At 68.9% G+C, this 20497-nt stretch carries 22 protein-coding genes; 19 read left to right on the top strand and 3 right to left on the bottom strand.

Annotation, left to right across the window (positions count from 1 at the left end):
• Nucleotides 1–76: 76 nt before the first annotated feature.
• From AB0I81_RS11500 to ccsB, 6 genes are all read left to right on the top strand, one after another.
• The gene (locus AB0I81_RS11500; protein WP_360653837.1) at nucleotides 77–997 is read left to right on the top strand and encodes a LysR family transcriptional regulator; all 921 of its coding nucleotides are present in this window, start codon (nucleotides 77–79) and stop codon (nucleotides 995–997) included.
• Between the two features lie 104 nt (nucleotides 998–1101).
• Nucleotides 1102–1740, top strand: a complete 639-nt coding sequence (locus AB0I81_RS11505) for a histidine phosphatase family protein (protein WP_360653840.1) — start codon at nucleotides 1102–1104, stop codon at nucleotides 1738–1740.
• Between the two features lie 71 nt (nucleotides 1741–1811).
• Nucleotides 1812–2378, top strand: coding sequence for a TlpA disulfide reductase family protein (locus tag AB0I81_RS11510; RefSeq protein ID WP_360653843.1), 567 nt, complete (start codon nucleotides 1812–1814; stop codon nucleotides 2376–2378).
• The gene (locus AB0I81_RS11515; RefSeq protein ID WP_360653846.1) at nucleotides 2371–3093 is read left to right on the top strand and encodes a cytochrome c biogenesis protein CcdA; all 723 of its coding nucleotides are present in this window, start codon (nucleotides 2371–2373) and stop codon (nucleotides 3091–3093) included. Before AB0I81_RS11510 ends, AB0I81_RS11515 begins: the two co-directional genes overlap by 8 nt.
• Nucleotides 3093–4655 carry a cytochrome c biogenesis protein ResB gene (locus AB0I81_RS11520; RefSeq protein ID WP_360653849.1) on the top strand — a complete coding sequence of 521 codons (1563 nt, stop codon included), beginning with the start codon at nucleotides 3093–3095 and terminating at the stop codon, nucleotides 4653–4655. Before AB0I81_RS11515 ends, AB0I81_RS11520 begins: the two co-directional genes overlap by 1 nt.
• Nucleotides 4645–5727: a c-type cytochrome biogenesis protein CcsB gene (gene ccsB, locus AB0I81_RS11525; protein ID WP_360653852.1), complete on the top strand. Its 1083-nt coding sequence runs from the start codon at nucleotides 4645–4647 to the stop codon at nucleotides 5725–5727. Before AB0I81_RS11520 ends, ccsB begins: the two co-directional genes overlap by 11 nt.
• Here the strand turns inward: ccsB and AB0I81_RS11530 are convergent.
• Nucleotides 5724–6029: a PLD nuclease N-terminal domain-containing protein gene (locus AB0I81_RS11530; protein ID WP_360653855.1), complete on the bottom strand. Its 306-nt coding sequence runs from the start codon at nucleotides 6027–6029 to the stop codon at nucleotides 5724–5726. The two genes, ccsB and AB0I81_RS11530, sit on opposite strands and share 4 nt — an antisense overlap.
• A 564-nt stretch (nucleotides 6030–6593) precedes the next feature.
• Between AB0I81_RS11530 and AB0I81_RS11535 the strand changes: the two genes are divergently transcribed.
• Together AB0I81_RS11535 and AB0I81_RS11540 are read left to right on the top strand one after the other, a co-directional pair.
• Nucleotides 6594–7382 carry a hypothetical protein gene (locus AB0I81_RS11535; protein WP_360653858.1) on the top strand — a complete coding sequence of 263 codons (789 nt, stop codon included), beginning with the start codon at nucleotides 6594–6596 and terminating at the stop codon, nucleotides 7380–7382.
• Nucleotides 7383–7392: 10 nt separating this feature from the next.
• Nucleotides 7393–7635, top strand: a complete 243-nt coding sequence (locus AB0I81_RS11540) for a hypothetical protein (protein ID WP_360653860.1) — start codon at nucleotides 7393–7395, stop codon at nucleotides 7633–7635.
• Nucleotides 7636–8047: 412 nt separating this feature from the next.
• On the opposite strand, the gene AB0I81_RS11545 is transcribed toward AB0I81_RS11540, so the two are convergent.
• The gene (locus AB0I81_RS11545) at nucleotides 8048–8269 is read right to left on the bottom strand and encodes a BldC family transcriptional regulator (RefSeq protein WP_026214226.1); all 222 of its coding nucleotides are present in this window, start codon (nucleotides 8267–8269) and stop codon (nucleotides 8048–8050) included.
• A 257-nt stretch (nucleotides 8270–8526) separates the two neighbouring features.
• On the opposite strand from AB0I81_RS11545, the gene AB0I81_RS11550 reads away from it, so the two are divergent.
• Entirely contained in the window at nucleotides 8527–8745 is a 219-nt protein-coding gene (locus tag AB0I81_RS11550; protein ID WP_360653864.1) for a DUF4229 domain-containing protein, read from the top strand.
• On the opposite strand, the gene AB0I81_RS11555 is transcribed toward AB0I81_RS11550, so the two are convergent.
• Nucleotides 8742–9851, bottom strand: a complete 1110-nt coding sequence (locus AB0I81_RS11555) for a hypothetical protein (RefSeq protein WP_360653867.1) — start codon at nucleotides 9849–9851, stop codon at nucleotides 8742–8744. The genes AB0I81_RS11550 and AB0I81_RS11555 overlap by 4 nt on opposite strands.
• Nucleotides 9852–10053: 202 nt before the next feature.
• On the opposite strand from AB0I81_RS11555, the gene AB0I81_RS11560 reads away from it, so the two are divergent.
• The 10 genes from AB0I81_RS11560 to AB0I81_RS11605 all read left to right on the top strand — a co-directional run.
• Entirely contained in the window at nucleotides 10054–10770 is a 717-nt protein-coding gene (locus AB0I81_RS11560) for a demethylmenaquinone methyltransferase (RefSeq protein ID WP_360653870.1), read from the top strand.
• Between the two features lie 326 nt (nucleotides 10771–11096).
• Nucleotides 11097–12353, top strand: a complete 1257-nt coding sequence (locus AB0I81_RS11565) for a geranylgeranyl reductase family protein (protein ID WP_360653873.1) — start codon at nucleotides 11097–11099, stop codon at nucleotides 12351–12353.
• A 64-nt stretch (nucleotides 12354–12417) separates the two neighbouring features.
• Nucleotides 12418–12813: an NADH-quinone oxidoreductase subunit A gene (locus AB0I81_RS11570; RefSeq protein ID WP_360653876.1), complete on the top strand. Its 396-nt coding sequence runs from the start codon at nucleotides 12418–12420 to the stop codon at nucleotides 12811–12813.
• Nucleotides 12814–12815: 2 nt separating this feature from the next.
• On the top strand, nucleotides 12816–13367 hold the full coding sequence (locus tag AB0I81_RS11575) for an NADH-quinone oxidoreductase subunit B family protein (protein WP_360653879.1): 552 nt from the start codon (nucleotides 12816–12818) through the stop codon (nucleotides 13365–13367).
• A 95-nt stretch (nucleotides 13368–13462) separates the two neighbouring features.
• Complete coding sequence (locus tag AB0I81_RS11580; protein WP_360653936.1) at nucleotides 13463–14068, top strand: NADH-quinone oxidoreductase subunit C; 606 nt, start codon at nucleotides 13463–13465, stop codon at nucleotides 14066–14068.
• Nucleotides 14065–15390, top strand: coding sequence for an NADH-quinone oxidoreductase subunit D (locus AB0I81_RS11585; protein WP_360653881.1), 1326 nt, complete (start codon nucleotides 14065–14067; stop codon nucleotides 15388–15390). The genes AB0I81_RS11580 and AB0I81_RS11585 overlap by 4 nt, the downstream gene beginning before the upstream one ends.
• On the top strand, nucleotides 15387–16043 hold the full coding sequence (gene nuoE / locus AB0I81_RS11590; protein ID WP_360653884.1) for an NADH-quinone oxidoreductase subunit NuoE: 657 nt from the start codon (nucleotides 15387–15389) through the stop codon (nucleotides 16041–16043). Before AB0I81_RS11585 ends, nuoE begins: the two co-directional genes overlap by 4 nt.
• Complete coding sequence (gene nuoF, locus AB0I81_RS11595; RefSeq protein WP_360653887.1) at nucleotides 16040–17329, top strand: NADH-quinone oxidoreductase subunit NuoF; 1290 nt, start codon at nucleotides 16040–16042, stop codon at nucleotides 17327–17329. Before nuoE ends, nuoF begins: the two co-directional genes overlap by 4 nt.
• Nucleotides 17330–17346: 17 nt before the next feature.
• A complete protein-coding gene (locus AB0I81_RS11600) occupies nucleotides 17347–19701 on the top strand; it encodes an NADH-quinone oxidoreductase subunit G (protein ID WP_360653890.1) in 2355 nt (784 codons plus the stop codon).
• On the top strand, nucleotides 19698–20497 hold an 800-nt coding region (locus AB0I81_RS11605; protein WP_360653893.1), incomplete at its 3' end, for an NADH-quinone oxidoreductase subunit H. The genes AB0I81_RS11600 and AB0I81_RS11605, both read left to right, overlap by 4 nt.

Raw genomic sequence — 20497 nt, forward strand, 5'->3', positions numbered from 1 at the left:
CATGCATCTATTTTCGTCCACTACACAATCAACCACAAGCGAGACTTTCTACGCTAAACCATTTAGACTGGCTTACATGTTGGACCTGAACCGGCTCAAGGCTCTACACGCGGTGCACGTCTATGGGTCGGTCGGCGCGGCGGCCGACGCGCTCATGGTCACGCCCTCGGCGGTCTCCCAGCAGATCGCCAAGCTGGAGCGGGAGACCGGCGCCCGCCTGATGGAACGCAACGGGCGCGGCGTACGGCTGACGGACGCGGCAGGGCTGCTGGCCGAGCACGCCGAGCGCATCCTCGCCCTGGTCGAGACCGCCGAGGCCGACTTCGAGGCGCTGCGCGGCGAGGTCGTCGGCCGCCTCAACGTGGCCGCCTTCCCCACGGCGGTGCGCGGCCTCATGCCCGGCGCGCTGGTCACGCTCCGGCAGCGCCATCCCGACCTGTGGGTGCAGCTCAACGAGCGCGAGCCCGAGCGGGTGGTACGCGAGGTCGCCAGGGGCGAGCTGGACCTGGGCGTGATCCAGGACTGGATGAACCGTCCGATGCCCGTCCCCGAGGGCCTGTCCAAGGCCACGCTGCTCGACGACGTGGCCGACGTGGCCCTGCCCGCCGATCATCCGCTGGCGGGTGGGCGGGAGGTGGAGCTTGCCGCGCTGCACGGCGAGCAGTGGATCAGCTCCACGCCGGGCACGGTCTGCCACGACTGGCTGGTGTTCACGCTGCGCAGCGCCTCGCTGGAGCCGGTGATCGCCTGCATGGCCGACGAGTACCCGACCCAGCTCGCCCTGGTGGCGGCCGGTCTGGGCTGTGCGATCGTGCCGAGGCTGGGCCGTGACTGCGTGCCCGACGGCGCGCGCATCGTGCCGCTGCGCCCGCGCCAGTCGCGGCGCATCTACGCGGTGTGGCGTACGGACGCGGCGCGTCGTCCCGCGATCAGGGCCATGGTCGACGCGCTGGTCGAGTCGAGCAGGCAGCAGGAGAACGGCTGGGCCTCGGAGTAGGCAGCGGGAGGACGGCTGGGGCTCGGAGTGAGCGGCGGGGTGGGTGAACTGGGCCGCGTACCCTGCGCCGTACGGCTCGGGCGAGCGGATAGGCTGTGCGCACCATGGCTGAAACCACCGTCGTTCACCTATTGCGTCACGGTGAGGTGCACAACCCCAAGGGCGTCCTGTATGGCAGGTTGCCCGACTTCCACCTGTCCGAGACGGGTCAGCTCATGGCCGAGACGGTCGCCAAGGCCGTCGGCGGCCGGGACATCGTCGCGATCTTCAGCTCACCGCTCGAACGCGCGCTGGAGACGGCGGCCCCGCTCGCGGACAAGCTCGGCCTCGAGGTCGGCCAGGACCCGCGCCTGATCGAGGCGGGCAACCTGCTGCAGGGACGGGTGATCGGGCAGGGGCTGGCGGTGCTGCGCAACCCGCGCAACTACCGCTATTTCTGGAACCCGCTGCGCCCGTCGTGGGGGGAGCCGTACCCGGTTATCGTCAAGCGCATGAAGTCCATGATCGACGAGGCCAGGGCGGCGGTGCGCGGGCACGAGACCGTGCTCGTCAGCCACCAGCTCCCGATCTGGGCGATCAGGTCGGCCGCGGAGGGCCGCAGGCTCTGGCACGATCCGCGGCGCCGGCAGTGCGCCCTGGCCAGCCTGACCACGCTCACGTTCGACGGAAACCGCCTGATCAGCATCGGCTACAGCGAGCCGGCCGGATCACTGGACCCCGGGCCGTCCATCCCCGGGGCCTGATGTCCGGGGCGCGCGGGGTCCCCGGTAGAGTTGCAAGCTCTACCGGTTGTAGTACAAGGAGATCTTCCTCCGTGCGCGCCAAGTCCATCCCTCTTCTCCTCCTCGCCGCGCTCGTCGCCGGCTGCGCGGGCAACCAGGGCGGTCAGCCACAGGCGGGTGACACCCGCTTCGTCGCAGGCGACGGGAAGATGCAGGTGTTCGAGGCCGCCGAGCGCAAGGCCGCGCCCGCGGTCGAGGGGCCGACCCTCGAAGGCGGCACCGCCTCGCTCGCCGAGCACAAGGGCAAGGTCGTGGTGATCAACTTCTGGGCCTCGTGGTGTGGCCCGTGCCGGGCCGAGGCGCCGGTGCTCAAGGAGGTCGCCACCAAGACCAAGGACAGCGGCGTGCAGTTCCTCGGCATCGACTTCAAGGACCGCCAGGCCGACGCCAAGGCGTTCGAGCGTACCGAGCAGACCGGTTACCCCCACATCTTCGACCAGCCCGGCAAGGTCGCGCTGGCCTTCCAGGGCACGGTGCCGCCCGCGGCCATCCCGTCCACGCTGATCATCGACAAGCAGGGCAGGATCGCGGCCAGGGCGCTGGGCGCCGTCAAGTACACCGACCTGATGAACGCGGTGACCAAGGTGCGCGATGAGTGAGGTGGTCGCCTCGGGGTCGCTGCTGCTGGCCGTGCCGATCGCGGTGCTGGCCGGGGTGGTGTCCTTCCTGTCGCCGTGCGTGCTGCCGCTGGTGCCCGGCTACCTGTCCTACGTCACCGGCATGAGCGCCGACCCCAAGAGGGGGCGGCTGGTGCTCGGCACGGTGTTGTTCGTGGCCGGGTTCGCGCTGGTGTTCGTGCTCAGCGGGGCGTTGTTCGGCGGCCTCGGCTCGATCATGCTGGGCAACGCGGAGATCATCACGCGGGTGCTCGGCGTGCTCACCATCCTGCTCGGGCTGGCCTTCCTCGGGGTGCTGCCCGGGATGATGCGCGACGTGCGCATCAACCGCAGGCCCGCCGCCGGGCTGGCGGGCGCGCCGCTGCTCGGAGTGGTGTTCGGGCTGGGCTGGACGCCCTGCATCGGGCCCACACTCGCCGTGGTGCTGACGCTCGGACTCAACGAGGGCAGCGCGAGCCGGGGCGCCCTGCTGGCCGTCGCGTACGCGCTGGGTCTCGGCCTGCCCTTCGTGGGCGCGGCGCTGGCCTACAGCAGGGCCCTGCGCACGTTCCGGGCCATCCGCAAGCATTCGCGCCTGATCACCAGGATCGGCGGCGGCATGATGGTGGCCGTCGGCGTGCTGCTCGTGACCGGGCTTTGGGGAGAGATGATCGCCGCCATGCAGGGCCTGATCGGCTCGTTCGAGCCGGTGATCTGATGAGCGTCCAGGAACTGGAGAAGAAGCAGCCGCCGCCCAAGCAGGGCTCGTTCGGCCTGGTGGCCTGGCTGCGCTGGATCTGGCGCACGCTCACCTCGATGAAGACGGCGCTGATCCTGCTGTTCCTGCTGGCGCTGGGCTCGGTGCCCGGCTCGCTGGTGCCGCAGCGCGGCGTCGAGCCCGACAAGGTCGCCGCCCTGTACGAGGCGAATCCGACACTCGCCGAGTGGTACGACAGGTTCCAGCTCTTCGAGGTGTTCACCTCGGTCTGGTTCGCGGCCGTCTACCTGCTGCTGTTCACCTCGCTCATCGGCTGCGTCCTCCCGCGCACCGCGACCTACGTGCGGGAGTTGCGCCGCAAACCGCCCGCCGCGCCCAGGAACCTGTCCCGCCTGCCGCACGCCGCCTCCTTCGAGACCGGCATGGACGTCAATGAGGCCGCCGGGCGGCTGCGTAAGCTGCGCTTCCGCGTCGTGACGGGCGACGGCTGGGTGTCGGCGGAGAAGGGCTACCTGCGCGAGACCGGCAACCTGCTCTTCCACGTCGCCCTGCTCGGCATCCTGCTCGCGATCGGCGCCGGTTCGTTGTTCGGCTATCGGGGCAACGTGCTGGTCGTCGAGGGCGACGGGTTCGCCAACACCGTGGCCACCTACGACCGGTTCATGCCCGGCAGTCAGGTCTCGGCCGAGTCGCTGGAGCCGTTCTACTTCCAGCTCGCCGAGTTCAAGGTGGCCTACCAGGTCGAGGGGGAAAAGCGGGGGCAGGCGCTCGACTACTCGGCCCACCTCAAGGTCAACGACACGCCCGGCGCGCCCACCCGCGACTTCGAGCTGAAGGTCAACGAGCCGCTTGAGACCAACGGCACCCAGACGTACCTGATCGGCAACGGCTACGCGCCCACGTTCAAGGTCACCGACGGGAAGGGGCAGGTGGCCTTCGAGGGCGCGGTGCCCTGCCTGATCGAGCAGAAGACCACGATGACCTCGGGCTGCGTGGTCAAGGTGCCCGACTCGCAGCCGTCGCAGCTCGGGTTCCTGCTGCAGTTCATGCCGACCAGCGTGCCGCTGACCAACGGCGACCACGCCTCGGCCTTCCCCGGCGAGCTCAACCCCGAGGTGAAGGTGCTCGGCGCGTTCTCCGGCGACCTGGGCATGAACTCGGGCAAGCCGCAGTCGGTCTACGAACTGGCCGAGCCCGAGGTGATGAAGAAGCTCAAGCCGCTGGTCATGGGCACCAGCGCGCCCAAGCCGCTGGCGGTGGGGCAGTCGATGGAACTGCCCGACGGGCTGGGCACGCTCGAGTTCACCGGCGTCAAGGAGTGGATCACACTCCAGACCAACTACGACCCCGGGCGCTGGCCGGCCCTGGTCTTCGCCGCCACGGCCGTGATCGCCATCGGGCTCTCGCTCATGATCCGCCGCCGCAGGGTGTTCGTACGGATCGCGGACGGCAAGGCCGAGGTGGGCGGCCTGACCCGTACCGAGGGCTCCGCGGCGGGCTTCACCGAGGAGTTCGCCGACATCGTGAAGGTTCTATCAGCAGGAGAAAAGGATGTCCGCTGAGCAACTCGCCGAGCTGAGCGACCTTTTCGTCGTCGCAGCCGTCCTGCTCTACGTCGTCGCCATGGTCGGCTTCGCGATGGAGCTGGCCTTCGGCAGACTCCGGTCAGGCAAGGCGGAGGTCGCAGCCGCCGGAGCCGTCAAGATCAAGCAGCCGGTCGCGGTGGGAGCCGTGAGCGGGGAGGCGGCGCCGGACTCGGCGTCGGCTGCCGTGTCGGAGCCGGGGGAGGCGTCCGACGCCGTCACGGTGCCGGACGGGCCGTCCGACGGTGAGAAGGCCCCTGCCGGCACGACGGCGGCGGGTGGTTCCGGCTCCGGCGTGGGAGTCAACGCCGGAGCTTCCGGCTCCGGCGTGGGAGTCAAGGCCGGGACGGTGGCCCTCGTGCTCGCCTGGCTCGGCTGGGCGGCCAACGGCGCCGCCATCGTCACCCGCGGCCTGGCCGTGGAGCGGTGGCCGTGGGGCAACATGTACGAGTTCGTGGTCGCGATCTGCTTCGCCGCCGTGAGCGCGTTCATCTTCACCCAGATCCGCCACAACGTGCGGTTCCTGGGCGGGTTCGTCATGGTCACGGCCGCGCTCGGGCTCGGGCTGGCGGTCAAGGTCTTCTACACCGCCGCCGGGCCTGTCGTGCCGGCGCTGGACTCGTACTGGATCGCGATCCACGTCTCCGCCGCGATCATCTCCAGCGGTCTGCTGACCCTGGCCGGCGTCGCCGGCGTGCTCTACCTGGTGCGCGGCGACGGGATGTCCCGTCTGCCGTCCCGCGCCGACCTGGAGAAGGTGGCGCACCGGGCGATCGTCTTCGCCTTCCCGCTGTGGACGTTCGCCGTCATCGCGGGCGCGCTGTGGGCGGACCGGGCCTGGGGCCGGTACTGGGGCTGGGACCCCAAGGAGGTGTGGTCGTTCATCACGTGGGTGGCCTACGCCGCCTACCTGCACGCCAAGGCGACGGCGGGCTGGAAGGGGAGGGCCTCCACGATCGTGCAGCTCGTGGCGTTCGGGTGCCTGCTGTTCAACCTGATCGGGGTCAACATCTTCATCGACGGCCTGCACAGCTACGCCGACGTGCCCTAATTAACGTCGTCTCCGCGCATCCGGCGGTCGAGGTCACGAAGGAAGTCGGGGTCGTCGTCGGGGCCCTTCGGCATGCCCGGAGCCGGGGAGACTGGCCACGTCGTCGGTCGCGGGGCCTGCGCGGCGCGCGGGCGTCCGCGCGCCATCCAGATGAGGCCGCCGAGCAGCGGGATGAGCACGACTATCAGGATCCAGAGGGGTTTTGGTACGTTCCTCACCTCATCTTCCGGTGTGGTCACCACGTCGAAGAGCGAGAAGAGCCAGAAGGCCAGCAGCGCCAGGCCGATCAGAACACCTGCCATGTCCCGAACTGTAAGCCATGATTCGGCGTGATCGGGCTGCCTGATGTCCCATTTCGGGTGACTAGGGGAAGATCGGCGTCGTACGGTGGAATCCGATGCGACGGTGTCCACGGGGCTCCACGGGCGTTGAGGGGTGCGATGGCCTTCACTTTCGACAGGGCTCTTGGTACTTCTGACAAGGGTTCCCGCGACAAGGGGCGGCATCGGCGCGGCCGTTGGTGGCGGCGCGGCTCGTACCTGTTCTCGCGCCGCGGCGAAGCCCCCGCCGAAGCCGAACGCTCCTTCTGGTCCGACGCCCAGAAGCCCCAGGAGCGCCGCGAGACGGGCCGAGGCGTGGGCGGTACGGAAAGCCGCCGCGGCTTCGGAGACGGCGGACACAGCGGCGGACACAGCGGCGGGCTCAGCGGCAGGACCGGGCAGGCGGCGTGGCCGGGCGGTGGCGGGCGCGCAGAGCACACCGAGCGCGCGACCCAGCCGGAAGCGCACAGCCCCGAAGCGCACAGCCCCGAAGCGCACAGGCCCGACGCTCACAGGCCCGACGCTCACAGGCCGGAAGCGCATCGGATGGCCTGGCCGATCTCGGACGCGCCGCACTTCCCGCAGACCGGCAGGGACGCCTACGCGGTACGCGAGCGCGGCGAGCGCCTCCCCGCCGCCGTCGTGGTCGATCGCCCCCGCTACACCTGGTACGACTTCGAGCTGACCGACCAGCCGCTCAGAGCCCAGCCCAACCGCCCCGACGTGCCCTCGATGGGCGACGGCCTGCGGCACTGCGGCAGGCTGGAGTCGATCCTGCACCGCCAGTGGGACGCCAGGCAGGGCCCGCCGCCCGCGGACATCGTCCGGGCCATCGAAAGCCTGGCCAGGTTGCCCGAGCGGTTGAAGGAACTGCTCGCGGGCGGCCTCGAAGGGATCTACATCGGCCCCGGCGGGGTGCCCGACCTCGACGACATGGCTTACTTGCGCGGCGCCCCGTTACCTTCCGGCCGCGCGACCTGGGACATCTGCGCGGGCGCGTACGGGGATCGCAAGATCGTCGTCGGCGACCGCCCCTCGCCCACCCCCGACGTGATGATGCACGAGGCCGGGCACGCCATCGACGACATCGATTCGGCGTACGGCGACTGGGTGTCGGACTCGCCGGAGTTCGTCCGCCTGCACGACACGGCCGTACCGCTGCTGACCTCGACCTTCCACCGTCAGGAAGGCGGGCTCGGCCGCAAAGAGTTCTTCGCCGACGCCTTCGCCGCCATCGCCTCGCGCCAGCGTCCCGCCCTCGTCGACATGCTCGGCGGGGACACGCGGCTGGCGCTCGACATCATGCTGTTCTTCAACCGGCGCTACGGAATCTAGGTGATCGGCCATGTACGTCATCCGGCTCGCGGACGGGACCTTGCGCGTACCGCAGAGCCTGACCAGCCCGGACGGGCGTCTGATCGGCAACGCCTACGTGGAGGTGCGGCCCGGTGACCCCGACTACGAGCAGTGGCTGCCGGAGTCGGTGACCGAGGAAGAGGCCGAGGTGCGCCGCCGGCGCTGGGAAGAGGAGAACGACGACCTTGAACGCGAGTTCCTGGCGTTCAAGGCGCGGCAGGAAGACGCCTGAGAAGGCACGGCGGTAAGACGCCTGCGAAGGCGGGGCAGGAAGGCGCCTGAGAGGGCGCGGCAGGAAGGCGCCTGAGAGGGCGCGGCAGGAAAGCGCCTGAGAGGGCGCGGCAGGAAAGCGCCTGAGAGGGCGCGGCAGGAAGAGGCGGGGCAGGAAGAGGCGGGGCAGAAAAAGACGCCTGAAGCAGGCGGGGCCTGTTCCAGGCGGCAGGTGGCAGGTGTCGGGGGAGACGGCCGGTTCGGTTCAACGGACAGGCGCCAGCCGCGGTCGGCGGTTGGCGCCGCCCCGTGCTCCCCCTACGGAAGTGTGGCGGGAAAGCACGCGAAACAGTGGGTTCCGCCAGCGGTGATCCTGGCGGGCAGGACCGCTGTTAAGGCGGCCCGTCGTGCAGGATCACCGACTAGACGGAACGTCAGACGCGCGGGGACTCACCTGCAGGCCTGTCGGCCGTAAGAACGTCCTCGCCTCGGAGAAGGGCGTGGACTTCCGACTCGCGGAAGCGCCGGTGCCCTCCGGGGGTGCGGATACTGCTGATGCGGCCTGCCGCAGCCCAGCGCGTAACCGTCTTTGGGTCTACCCGGAAGAGGGCGGCAACCTCTCCTGGGGTCAGCAGACGCTCGCTGCTACTCTCCACCAATCTCTCCCCCTCGCATCCCGCTTCCTGCCAGCGGGCGGACAGGTAACCAGTGTGTCGAGCGAAGCCTGATTTATCCGTGGTTTTCTACAAAGATCACGGGTTGTTATCAGCTGACTGCCCGATTGTTATATGATAGAGCCTCTTTGGGGCTCTCGTGGGTGTTTCTTTACGAAACTCCCTAACTGGGAACAGTAGCAGTGCTCGCGTCCGATGCGAAGAGCGACCGCTACGCAGGTCCGAGTAACCTCGAACCTGTGCGTCCCGTTCTCGTTTACACCGCGTCGCGGATCGGCCTGTTCATCGTGACCCTCGGTGTCCTCTGGCTGCTAGGACTGCAAAACTGGCTGTTCCTGATCGCCGCGTCTTTCTTGATCAGCGGCATAGCCAGCTACGTCTTGCTCTCCAAGCAGCGTGACGCCGTGAGCGAGCGTCTTACCGACAGGATCGACCGGCCGAAGCCGCAGGACGACTAGGGCAGGGGGAACATGCCAATCCGGGCATGGTACTCCCGTCCGAGTCTCGTTGTGTCGCTACCGACAAGTAGTCCACTGCCGTGTGCGTAAAACGCCTTCACGCCGATGCCGCGCTCCCGCGTGGGATTCCAACTGAGGGCCTTTCCGGTGCGTGGATGAATGGCGCCGATCCCCGGCCGTGGCACCGCGCCCGGACCGGCCGAGTCGCGGCCCTGGGGATTGTCCAGCCAGCGCTGATGCCCGCCGACGTAGACCGCGGACCCGGTGACCGCGACCGCGTAGAGCGAATCGCCGCCGGTGGCGTTGACCCAGGTGGGCCTGATCGCCGTGCCCTTGGCATAGGTCTCGAATCTCGCGGCCGTGTCGCAGATCCCGCCTCTGGCGCCTCCCGTGGTGACGACCGCGAAATAGCTGCCGTCGGGAGAGAAATCCAGCCCCCGTACGTACGAGGGAAAGTTGGGGCTGCATCTGCGCGCGTAGACGTCGGTGCGCCACGCGGCCACCCGCGCGGTGCGCCCGCCGACGTCGATCAGCCCGAGTTGCGGCCTGGAGTGGCCGTCGAGCGTGGTGAACGAGCCGTCCACGGCGAGCCTGCGGCCGGCCACGGCCAGCGAGTAGACCTTCACCTGCGTGGTCAGCGGCGTGCCGGGCTCGATGTCGAAGCCGGCGTCGGGCGTGCCGGTCTCCGCGTCGAGCCCGGCCAGCGCGGTACGCGGGCTGACGAAGTCGCCGCCCACGTACAGCCGGGGGCCCTGCCTGGCCAGTGCGGTCACCATGCCGCCGCCGATGCGCGGCGCGAAGCCCGGCACCAGCGCGCCGTCGGCCAGCCGGAGCCTGGCCAGGGCGCGGGAGCCGCGGTTGTTGACGCCGTGGAACGCTCCACCGACGTAGACGGTGTCGCGGTCGCCGGCCACCAGTCCGTAGACCGGGCCGGTCACGCTCGGCGCGAAATCCGGTAGCACCTGGCCGGTCACCAGGTCGTACGCGAACAGGTTGTCGCGTGCGTAAACGGTGGTGCGCGCGGCGTCGCTGACCTCGCCGAAGGAGCCGCCGACCACTACGGTGCGCCCGACGACGGCGATGGCGTTGACGATGCCGTCGAGCACATGGGGAGTGCTGTCTATCGGGTCGGCGGAGACGACCCGCGGATGCGGGACTGGTGCCGATGCGATGATCGCCGCAAGGGCGACACGGGCAAGCATTCCCCAACAACTAGCAGACGTTGGGTAGTCATGAGGCTACTTTCCGTTGATTGTCCCGGATGGGCATGGCCGCGGAAGTGGCGGTCGCCCGCAATAAGGTGGGGACATGACGCGCGCTCAGTTGGACAAACAGCCGGACGAAGTGGCCGCGATGTTCGATCGCACCGCCCGGCGCTACGACCTGGTCAACGACGTGATCTCGCTCGGGCAGGTCAGGCTCTGGCGCAAGGCGGTGGCCGCCGCCGTTGACGCGGGGCCCGGGGAGGTCGTCCTGGATCTGGGGGCGGGCACGGGCACCTCCACCGACGCGTTCACCATGCTGGGCGCGCGGGCGATCGCCTCGGACTTCTCGCTCGGCATGTTGCGCACCGGGGTGGCGCGGCACGGCGGCAACGCGCTGTCGGGTCCCGGAGTGCCGTTCGTCGCGGGTGACGCGATGCGGCTGCCGTTCGCCGATTCGGTTTTCGACGCGGTGACGATCTCGGTGGCGCTGCGCAACGTGCACGACACCGGCAAGGCGCTGCGGGAGATGGCGCGGGTGACCAAGCCGGGCGGCCGGCTGGTGGTGCTGGAGTTCTCGCACGTGACGTTCGGCGCGTTCGATCTGGTCTATCGCGAATATCTGATGCGGATGTTGCCGAAGGTGGCCAAGGTGTTCGGCTCCAACGACGACTCCTACGAATACCTGGCCGAGTCGATCAGGGACTGGCCCGACCAGCCGACGCTGGCCCGGACTATCCAGCGGGCCGGTTGGGAACGTGTGGCCTGGCGCAATCTCACGATGGGGATCGTCGCTATCCACAGAGGGTTCAAGCCGGCCTGAGCGCGCGCCGCCGAATATCGCCATTCACGCTTTTCAGAGTTCGACGATGCTCGAAATTTCTTTTCACCGCGATGCGCTCATCTCAAGACCGCATCGGCTGACCGGCCGGGCTCGGAGCGCCGCGAAGCCTGCTGCTAGCGTGACGATCATGACTGCGCGGCCTCAGGCGACACGCCGTCCTCCTGGATCACAGAACAGCACCCCGACTGCCACTATGTGTACGAAAAGCAGTAGACTGCGGGCCGGTAAGTTTGTGAAGGGGTTCACAAAGGAACGAAGGCGCGACACCCCACGGCCTTCGAGCGTGTAGGGACAGGATCAGTCCAGTGACCGTGCCAGCAGCCGCCATACAGGCTGACGCTGACGTTATCGTGGTCGGCGCCGGTCCCGCCGGTTCCACGACCGCCTTCTACCTCGCTCGGGCCGGGCTTGACGTGCTGCTCCTGGAGAAGACCAGGTTCCCCCGCGAGAAGGTCTGCGGCGACGGCCTGACCCCCCGCGCCGTCAAGCAGCTGCAGAACATGAGCGTGGACATCGACGCCCCCGGCTGGGTCAGGAACAAGGGCCTGCGCGTCGTCGGCGGCGGGCTGCGGTTCGAGCTCGACTGGCCGCAGCTTGAGCGCTTCCCCGACTTCGGCCTCGTACGCACCCGCCAGGACTTCGACGAGATCCTCGCCGCCAACGCGGTCAAGAACGGCGTACGCCTCATGGAGGGCGTCACCGTCACCGGCCCCATCCTGGACGACCGCAGCGGCCACATCGTGGGCGTGACCGCCAAGGACGGCCGGCAGTTCCGCGGCCGGCTGGTGGTGGCCGCCGACGGCAACAGCACCCGCCTGGCGCTGGGCATGGGCCTGCACAAGCGGGAGGACCGCCCGATGGGCGTGGCGGTGCGGACGTACTTCGAGAGCCCGCGCCACGACGACGACTACCTGGAGACCTGGCTGGAGTTGTGGGACGGCGACACGCTGCTGCCCGGCTACGGCTGGGTGTTCGGCGTGGGCGACGGCACCTCGAACGTGGGCCTCGGTCTGCTCAACACCAGCTCACAGTTCGGCAACATCGACTACCGCGATCTGCTGCGTCGCTGGTGCCGCTCGATGCCCGAAGAATGGGGCTTCAACGAGGAGAACATGACGGCCCCGATCCGTGGCGCCGCGCTCCCGATGGCCTTCAACAGGCAGCCCCACTACACGCGCGGCCTGCTCCTCGTGGGAGACTCCGGCGGGTCGATCAACCCGTTCAACGGCGAGGGCATCGCCTACGCCATGGAGACCGGGGAGATCGCCGCCGAGGTCATCGCCAAGGCCCTGCGGGACACCACCCCCGCGCAACGCGAGCGGATCCTGCGGACCTATCCTCAGGTGCTGAAGGACGTCTATGGCGGCTACTTCACGCTCGGCAGGTACTTCGTCGAGGCGATCGGGAAGCCGGGTGTGATGAGCTTCGGCACCAGGCACGGGTTGCCGCACCCGAGGCTGATGCGCTTCGCGCTCAAACTCCTTGGTAATCTCACCGACCGGCGAGGCGATGCGTCCGACATGATCATCAACGCACTCTCGAAGGTCGCGCCATCAGCATGAATCTCGCAATCAACAGATCCGGCTGCGCGCCCGCGCGCGCGGCGACTCCAGAGGAGGCGTAGCGATGGACCTTTACGTGCCCATCCTGGTGCTCGCCGTTCTCGCGGGGGGCTTCGCGATCTTCTCGGTCGCCATCGCTCCCTTCACCGGTCCCAAGCGCTGGAACCGTGCGAAGCTCGACGCCTACGAATGCGGTATCGAGCCCACGCCCCAGCCTGTCGGTGGCGGACGGTTCCCGCTCAAATACATGATCACGGCGATGCTCTTCATCGTCTTCGACATCGAGATCATCTTCCTCTACCCGTGGGCCGTCTCGTTCGCCCCTGAGACGGACGATCTCGGCCGCGTGCTCTCGTCGGGCCTCGGCCTGTTCGCGCTCGTCGAGATGCTGCTGTTCATCGTCACCGTGCTCGTCGCCTACGCGTACGTGTGGCGCCGCAAGGGACTGGACTGGGACTGAAAATGGGACTTGAAGAGAAACTCCCCAGCGGGTTCATCCTCAGCACGGTCGAAGCGGCCGCGGGATGGGCGCGGAAGAACTCCGTATGGCCGGCCACGTTCGGCCTCGCGTGTTGCGCCATCGAGCTGATGGCCACCGGTGGCCCCCACTATGACCTGGCGCGCTTCGGTATGGAGCGCGCTTCGGCGTCTCCCCGCCAGGCCGACCTGATGATCGTGGCCGGGCGCGTGTCGCAGAAGATGGCCCCCGTCCTGCGGCAGATCTACGACCAGATGGCCGAGCCCAAGTGGGTCATCTCCATGGGCGTGTGCGCCTCCAGCGGCGGCATGTTCAACAACTACGCCATCGTGCAGGGCGTTGACCACGTCGTGCCCGTCGACATCTACCTGCCGGGCTGCCCGCCGCGGCCCGAGATGCTCATCGACGCGATCGTGAAGCTGCACGACAAGATCCAGAACACGAAGTTCGGCGCGCACCGCGCCAAGCAGATCGAGGACCTCGAACTGCAGGCGCTGCGCACGCTGCCGCTGATCGACCAGGGGGCCGCGAAGTGACCTCGCCCGACAACCTCCCCGGGAGCCCGGACAGCGGGGAGACTCCCGCGGCCGCGGTCCCGGCCGTGCCCGAGGCGCCCGTCGCCCGCCAGGGCATGTTCGGCGCCCAGGACACCGGCGACACCTCCGGCTACGGCGGCCTCGTCGTGCGCAGGGCGCCGCTGATCTCGACGCCCCGCCCGTACGGGGGCTACTTCGACGAGCTGGTCGACACCCTGGCGCTCGACGACGCGATCGAGCGCGTGGTCGTGGACCGCGGCGAGCTGACCCTGCACGTCAAGCGGGAGCGGCTGGTCGAGGTCTGCCAGAAGCTGCGCGACGACCCGGCGCTGCGCTTCGAGCTGTCGCTCGGCGTGTCGGGCGTGCACTACCCGCACCAGGCGGGCGAGGAGCTGCACGCGGTCATCCACCTGTGCTCCATCACCCACAACCGGCGCGTACGGGTCGAGGTCAGCGCTCCTGACGCCGATCCGCACATCCCATCGACGGTCAGCGTTTACCCTGGTCACGACTGGCACGAGCGCGAGGCGTACGACTTCTTCGGAATCATCTTCGACGGGCACCCCGGGCTCACCCGGATCATGATGCCGGACGACTGGGACGGTTTCCCGCAGCGCAAGGACTACCCGCTCGGCGGCATCCCGGTGGAATACCGCGGCGCCACCATCCCCTCGCCGGACCAGAGAAGGAGTTACTCATGAGCACCGCTTATGACGAGGCGACCGAGGGCACGGTCTACTCGGTCAACGGTGCCGACTGGGATCAGGTTGTCAGCGGCGTGCGTGACTCGGAAGACGAGCGCCTGGTCATCAACATGGGCCCGCAGCACCCGTCCACGCACGGCGTGCTCCGGCTGGTACTGACGCTCGACGGCGAGACGGTCACCGAGGCGCGCGGCGTCATCGGCTACCTGCACACCGGCATCGAGAAGAACATGGAGTACCGGACGTGGACCCAGGGGACCACGTTCGTGACCCGCATGGACTACCTGTCGCCGATCTTCAACGAGACGGCGTACTGCCTGGGTGTGGAGAAGCTGCTCGGCATCGAGGACCGCATCCCCGACCGGGCGCAGGCCATCCGCGTGATGATGATGGAGCTCAACCGCATCGCCTCGCACCTGGTCGCGATGGGAACGTTCGGCATGGAGCTGGGCGCGACCACGCCGTTCCTGTTCGGGTACCGCGATCGTGAAATGATCATGGACCTGTTCGAGTACATCACCGGCCTGCGCATGAACCACGCCTACATCCGCCCCGGCGGGGTCAGCGTGGACCTGCCCGCGGGCGCGGTGGACAAGGTCGGCGAGTTCCTCAAGGAGATGCCCAAGCGGATCAAGGACATCCGCAAGCTCCTGGACGAGAACCCCGTCTACCTGCGCCGTACGAAGGACGTGGCCTACCTCGACCTGACCGGCTGCATGGCGCTGGGCATCACCGGGCCCATCCTGCGCGCCGCCGGCCTGCCATGGGACCTGCGCAAGTCGCAGCCCTACTGCGGTTACGAGACCTACGAGTTCGACGTGGCCACCGAGCGTGGTTGTGACGTGTTCTCGCGCTACCTCGTCCGCATGCGGGAGATGGAGGAGTCCCTCAAGATCATCGAGCAGGCGCTGGACCGCATCGCCGGTCCGCTCAAGGGCGACCCGGTGATGATCGAGGACAAGAAGATCGGCTGGCCCGCGCAGCTCGCGCTCGGCCCCGACGGGTTCGGCAACTCGCCCGACCACATCGCCCACATCATGGGCACCTCCATGGAGGCCCTCATCCACCACTTCAAGCTGGTGACCGAGGGCTTCAGGGTGCCGGCCGGGCAGGCGTACGCCAGCATCGAGTCGCCCAAGGGCGAACTCGGCGCCCACGTGGTCAGCGACGGCGGCACCCGGCCGTACCGCGTGCACTTCCGCGAGCCGTCCTTCTGCAACCTGCAGAGCTTCCCCGCCATGGCGGAGGGCGGCCAGATCGCCGACGTGATCGCCGCGGTGGCTTCTATCGACCCCGTCATGGGAGGTGTGGACCGGTGACATACTCACCGGAAGTTCGCGAGCGTCTGGAGCTGGACGCCAAGGAGATCATCGGGCGGTACCCGAAGACGCGCTCCGCTCTGCTGCCGCTGCTCCACCTCGTGCAGTCCGAGGACGGCTACGTCTCCGACGACGGGCAGGAGTTCTGCGCGGAGATCCTCGGCATCAGCAAGGCCGAGGTCACGGGCGTGGCGACCTTCTACACCATGTACAAGCGCAAGCCCGTCGGCGACTACCACGTCGGCGTGTGCATCAACGCGTTGTGCGCGGTCATGGGCGGCGACCAGATCTGGGACGAGCTGTCCGAGCACGTCGGCGTCGGTCACGACGAGGCGACCCCGGACGGCAAGGTCTCGCTGGAGCGCCTGGAGTGCAACGCGGCCTGCGACTTCGCGCCGGTCATGATGGTCAACTGGGAGTTCTTCGACAACCAGACGCCCGAGTCGGCCAAGCAGCTCGTGGACGACCTGCGGGACGGCAAGGACGTGCGGCCCACGCGTGGCCCGAAGAAGCTGTGCACGTTCAAGGAGGCCTCGCGGGTGCTCTCCGGGCTGCCCGACGACCTCGCGGGCGACGGCCCGTCGGCCGCCGGCGCCTCCCTTGAGGGCCTGAAGGTCGCCAAGGCCAAGGGATGGAAGGCCCCCGAAGCATGAGCACCACTTTGACACCGATCCTGACCGCGAACTGGGATCAGCCGAACTCCTTCACCCTCGACGTCTACGGCGAGTACAAGGCGGCCAAGAAGGCGCTGGGCATGGACCCCGACGCCGTCATCCAGGCCGTCAAGGACTCGGGCCTGCGCGGCCGCGGCGGCGCGGGCTTCCCGACCGGCATGAAGTGGGGCTTCATCCCGCAGGGCGACGGCAAGCCGCACTACCTCGTCGTCAACGCCGACGAGTCGGAGCCGGGCACCTGCAAGGACATCCCGCTGATGATGGCCAACCCGCACTCGCTGGTCGAGGGCATCATCATCACGGCGTTCGCGATCAGGGCCAACCACGCCTTCATCTACGTGCGCGGCGAGGTGCTGCACGTCATCCGGCGGCTGCACGCGGCCGTGCGGGAGGCGTACCAGAAGGGTTACCTCGGCAAGGACGTCTTCGGCTCCGGCTACGACCTGGAGCTCGTCGTGCACAGCGGCGCGGGCGCCTACATCTGCGGCGAGGAGACGGCGCTGCTCGACTCGCTCGAAGGCTTCAGAGGTCAACCGCGGCTCAAGCCCCCGTTCCCGGCCGTGGCGGGCCTGTACGCCTCGCCTACTGTGGTGAACAACGTCGAGTCGATCGCGAGTGTTCCCTCGATCATCGCCAACGGCGCCGACTGGTTCGCCGGGATGGGCACCGAGAAGTCCAAGGGCTTCGGCATCTTCTCCCTCAGCGGCCATGTCACCAGGCCCGGCCAGTACGAGGCCCCGCTCGGCATCACGCTGCGCGAACTGCTCGACATGGCCGGCGGCATCCGCGAGGGGCACCAGCTCAAGTTCTGGACCCCGGGCGGCTCCTCCACGCCGATCTTCACCGACGAGCACCTCGACGTGCCGCTCGACTTCGAGGCGGTCGGCGCGAAGGGCTCCATGCTCGGCACCCGCGCGCTGCAGATCTTCGACGAGACCACCTGCGTGGTCCGCACGGTGCTGCGCTGGACCGAGTTCTACGCCCACGAGTCCTGCGGCAAGTGCACGCCCTGCCGCGAGGGCACGTACTGGCTCAAGCAGGTGCTCAAGCGCCTGGACAAGGGCCAGGGCACCGAGGAGGACCTGGCCACGATCACCGACATCGCGGACAACATCCTCGGCCGCTCGTTCTGCGCGCTGGGCGACGGCGCGACGAGCCCGATCCACTCCTCGGTGAAGTACTTCCGCGAGGAGTACCTCAAGCACTTCGAGATCGGCGGTTGTCCGTTCGACCCGAAGAAGTCCACTCTCTGGGGTGAGCAGTGACCGTCGTAGAGACCGAAGTGAACCTGATTACCCTGACCATCGACGGGTTTCAGGTCAGTGTCCCCAAGGGCACCTTGATCATCAGGGCCGCCGAGCTGCTGGGCATCCAGATCCCCAGGTTCTGCGACCACCCGCTGCTCGACCCGGCGGCCAACTGCCGCCAGTGCCTGGTCGACATCCCCGACGCGGGCAACGGCCGCGGCTTTCCCAAGCCGCAGCCGTCGTGCGCGATCGAGGTCGCCGAGGGCATGGTCGTGCAGACCCAGCTCACCTCGCCGGTCGCCGAGAAGGCGCAGCGCGGGGCCATGGAACTGCTGCTGATGAACCACCCGCTGGACTGCCCGGTCTGCGACAAGGGCGGCGAGTGCCCCCTGCAGAACCAGGCCATGTCCAACGGCCAGGGCGAGTCCAGGTTCCAGGAGCAGAAGCGCACCTTCCCCAAGCCGCTGGCGCTGTCCACGCAGGTGCTGCTCGACCGCGAGCGCTGCGTCCAGTGCGCGCGCTGCATCCGCTTCTCCGACCAGATCGCCGGTGACCCGCTCATCGAGTTCTTCGAGCGCGGGGCCAAGGAGCAGGTGCGTACGGCCGAAGGCAAGCCGTTCAACTCCTACTTCTCCGGCAACACGGTGCAGATCTGTCCGGTCGGCGCGCTCACCGGCGCCGCCTACCGCTTCCGCGCCCGCCCGTTCGACCTGGTCTCCACGCCCAGCTCGTGCGAGCACTGCGCCGGCGGCTGCGCGCTGCGCACCGACCACCGGCGCGGCCGGGTCACCCGCCGCCTGGCGGGCAACGACCCGCAGGTGAACGAGGAGTGGAACTGCGACAAGGGCCGCTGGGCGTTCACCTACGCGCAGCAGCCCGACCGCCTCAAGCAGCCGCTGGTCCGCAACGAGGAGGGCGTGCTCGTGCCGGCCTCGTGGCCGGAGGCGCTGATGGTGGCCGCCGAGGGCCTGGCCAAGGCCCGCGGCAAGGCCGGCGTGCTGGTCGGCGGCCGGGGCACGGTCGAGGACTCCTACGCCTACGCCAAGTTCGCCAGGCTCGCGCTCGGCACGAACGACATCGACTTCCGCGCCAGGCCGCACTCCGCCGAGGAGGCGCAGTTCCTGGCCCACGCGGTGGCCGGCAAGGGCATCGAGATCAACTACACCGAGCTTGAGAACGCCCCGCACGTGCTGCTGGTCGGGTTCGAGCCCGAGGACGAGTCGCCGAGCGTCTTCCTGCGCCTGCGCAAGGCGTGGATGAAGAAGGGACTCAAGGTCACCTCCATCGCGCCGTTCGCCTCCCTGGGCCTGGTGAAGATGGGCGGCACGCTCATCCGCACCGCGCCCGGCGCCGAGGCCGACGCGATCGGCGACCTGGTGGGCACGCTGGCCCCGGGCACGATCGTGCTGGCCGGCGAGCGGCTGGCCACCGTGCCGGGCGCGCTGTCCGCGCTCGTCCGGCTCGCCGCCGCCTCCGACGCCAGGATCGCCTGGATCCCGCGCAGGGCCGGTGAGCGCGGCGCCGTCGAGGCCGGCGCGCTGCCCAACCTGCTGCCGATCGGCCGCCCGGTGAGCGACGAGAGCGCCAGGGCCGAGGTCGCCAGGGCGTGGAACGTGGGCTCGCTGCCCGCCACGCCCGGCCGCGACACCGCCGGCATCCTCGCCGCCGCCCGCGACGGGGAGTTGGAGGCGCTGGTCGTCGCCGGAGTGGACCCCTACGACCTGCCGGACCCGGCGGCGGCGCTCGAAGCACTGGAGCACACGCCGTTCATCGTCAGCCTGGAGATCCGCGCCAGCGCCGTCACCGACCGCGCCGACGTGGTCCTGCCGGTCGCCGCGGTGCAGGAGAAGGCCGGCACGTTCGTCAACTGGGAGGGCAGGGGCCGCTCGTTCGAGGCCCCGCTCAGGGTGCCCGGACTGCAGTCCGACCTCGCCGTGATCGCCAACCTGGCCGACCGGATGGACGTGCACCTGGGCCTGCCGGACGCCAAGGCCGCCCGGCGCGAGCTGTCGAGCCTGGGCTCCTGGCGCGGCACCCGAGTCAGCGCGCCGAACGCCCTGACCCGCAGCCAGGAGGCGCCGGCCCAGGGCCAGGCCCTGCTGGCCACCTGGCACCTGCTGCTCGACGAGGGCAGGCTGCAGGACGGCGAGCCGTACCTCGCGGGCACCGCCCGCGCCGCCGAAGCGCTGGTCTCCGAGAGCACGGCCGCCGAGCTGGGCCTGGCCGACGGCGACAAGCTCGTCGTCGGCGCGAACGTCACCCTGCCGGTGCGCGTCGCGGACCTGCCGGACCGCGTGGTCTGGGTGCCGGCGAACTCAGGCGGCTGCTCGGTCACGCGTGACCTGCGCGCGGTGGCCGGCGACATCGTCACCATCGGGAGCGCCTCATGACCCACCTTCTCGCGGTGGCCAGTCCGACTCTTGCGGACTTCGGCAAGGATCCGCTGTGGATCACCATCATCAAGGCCGTGATGCTGTTCGTCTTCCTGATGCTGAGCGTGTTGTTCGGCGTCTGGTTCGAGCGCAAGCTGATCTCGCGGATGCAGAACCGGTACGGGCCCAACCGGGCCGGCAAGTTCGGCCTGCTGCAGTCCGTGGCCGACGGTCTGAAGATGGGCCTGAAGGAGGACCTCTTCCCGCGGACCGTGGACAAGATCCTCTACCTGCTGGCGCCGATCATCATGGTGGTGCCGGCGTTCCTGGCCTTCTCCATCGTGCCGTTCGGGCCGGTGGTCAACCTGTTCGGTGTGCAGACGCCGCTGCAGCTGGTGGACCTGCCGGTGGCGGTGTTGTTCATGCTGGCCATGGGCGCGGTGTCGGTGTACGGCGTGGTGCTGGCCGGTTGGGCGTCGCGTTCGCCGTACGCGCTGCTGGGCGGTCTGCGTTCGGCGGCCCAGGTGGTCTCGTACGAGGTCGCGATGGGTCTGTCGTTCGTGGCGATCTTCCTGTTCGCGGGCACGTTGTCCACCTCGGAGATCGTCGCGGCGCAGGAGCAGTTCTGGTTCGTGGTGCTGCTCGCGCCGTCCTTCCTGGTCTACGTGGTGTGCATGTTCGGCGAGGCCGCGCGCATCCCGTTCGACCTGCCGGAGGGCGAGGGGGAGCTGGTCGGTGGTTTCCAGACCGAGTACTCCTCCTCGCTGAAGTTCGCGCTCATCATGATGGGCGAGTACCTGCACACCTTCACCGC

The sequence above is a fragment of the Nonomuraea sp. NPDC050404 genome (assembly GCF_040655495.1).
Taxonomy (GTDB): Bacteria; Actinomycetota; Actinomycetes; order Streptosporangiales; family Streptosporangiaceae; genus Nonomuraea.

Bases quoted from the DNA above. Each gene is read 5' to 3' on its own strand.
- AB0I81_RS11575 (WP_360653879.1), top strand. From the start codon at position 12,816: ATGGGACTTGAAGAGAAACTCCCCAGCGGGTTCATCCTCAGCACGGTC.
- AB0I81_RS11540 (WP_360653860.1), top strand. From the start codon at position 7,393: ATGTACGTCATCCGGCTCGCGGACGGGACCTTGCGCGTACCGCAGAGC.
- AB0I81_RS11580 (WP_360653936.1), top strand. From the start codon at position 13,463: ATGTTCGGCGCCCAGGACACCGGCGACACCTCCGGCTACGGCGGCCTC.
- AB0I81_RS11570 (WP_360653876.1), top strand. From the start codon at position 12,418: ATGGACCTTTACGTGCCCATCCTGGTGCTCGCCGTTCTCGCGGGGGGC.
- AB0I81_RS11505 (WP_360653840.1), top strand. From the start codon at position 1,102: ATGGCTGAAACCACCGTCGTTCACCTATTGCGTCACGGTGAGGTGCAC.
- AB0I81_RS11585 (WP_360653881.1), top strand. From the start codon at position 14,065: ATGAGCACCGCTTATGACGAGGCGACCGAGGGCACGGTCTACTCGGTC.
- AB0I81_RS11515 (WP_360653846.1), top strand. From the start codon at position 2,371: ATGAGTGAGGTGGTCGCCTCGGGGTCGCTGCTGCTGGCCGTGCCGATC.
- AB0I81_RS11520 (WP_360653849.1), top strand. From the start codon at position 3,093: ATGAGCGTCCAGGAACTGGAGAAGAAGCAGCCGCCGCCCAAGCAGGGC.
- AB0I81_RS11530 (WP_360653855.1), bottom strand. From the start codon at position 6,029: ATGGCAGGTGTTCTGATCGGCCTGGCGCTGCTGGCCTTCTGGCTCTTC.
- AB0I81_RS11535 (WP_360653858.1), top strand. From the start codon at position 6,594: ATGGCCTGGCCGATCTCGGACGCGCCGCACTTCCCGCAGACCGGCAGG.
- ccsB (WP_360653852.1), top strand. From the start codon at position 4,645: ATGTCCGCTGAGCAACTCGCCGAGCTGAGCGACCTTTTCGTCGTCGCA.
- AB0I81_RS11560 (WP_360653870.1), top strand. From the start codon at position 10,054: ATGACGCGCGCTCAGTTGGACAAACAGCCGGACGAAGTGGCCGCGATG.
- AB0I81_RS11500 (WP_360653837.1), top strand. From the start codon at position 77: ATGTTGGACCTGAACCGGCTCAAGGCTCTACACGCGGTGCACGTCTAT.
- nuoF (WP_360653887.1), top strand. From the start codon at position 16,040: ATGAGCACCACTTTGACACCGATCCTGACCGCGAACTGGGATCAGCCG.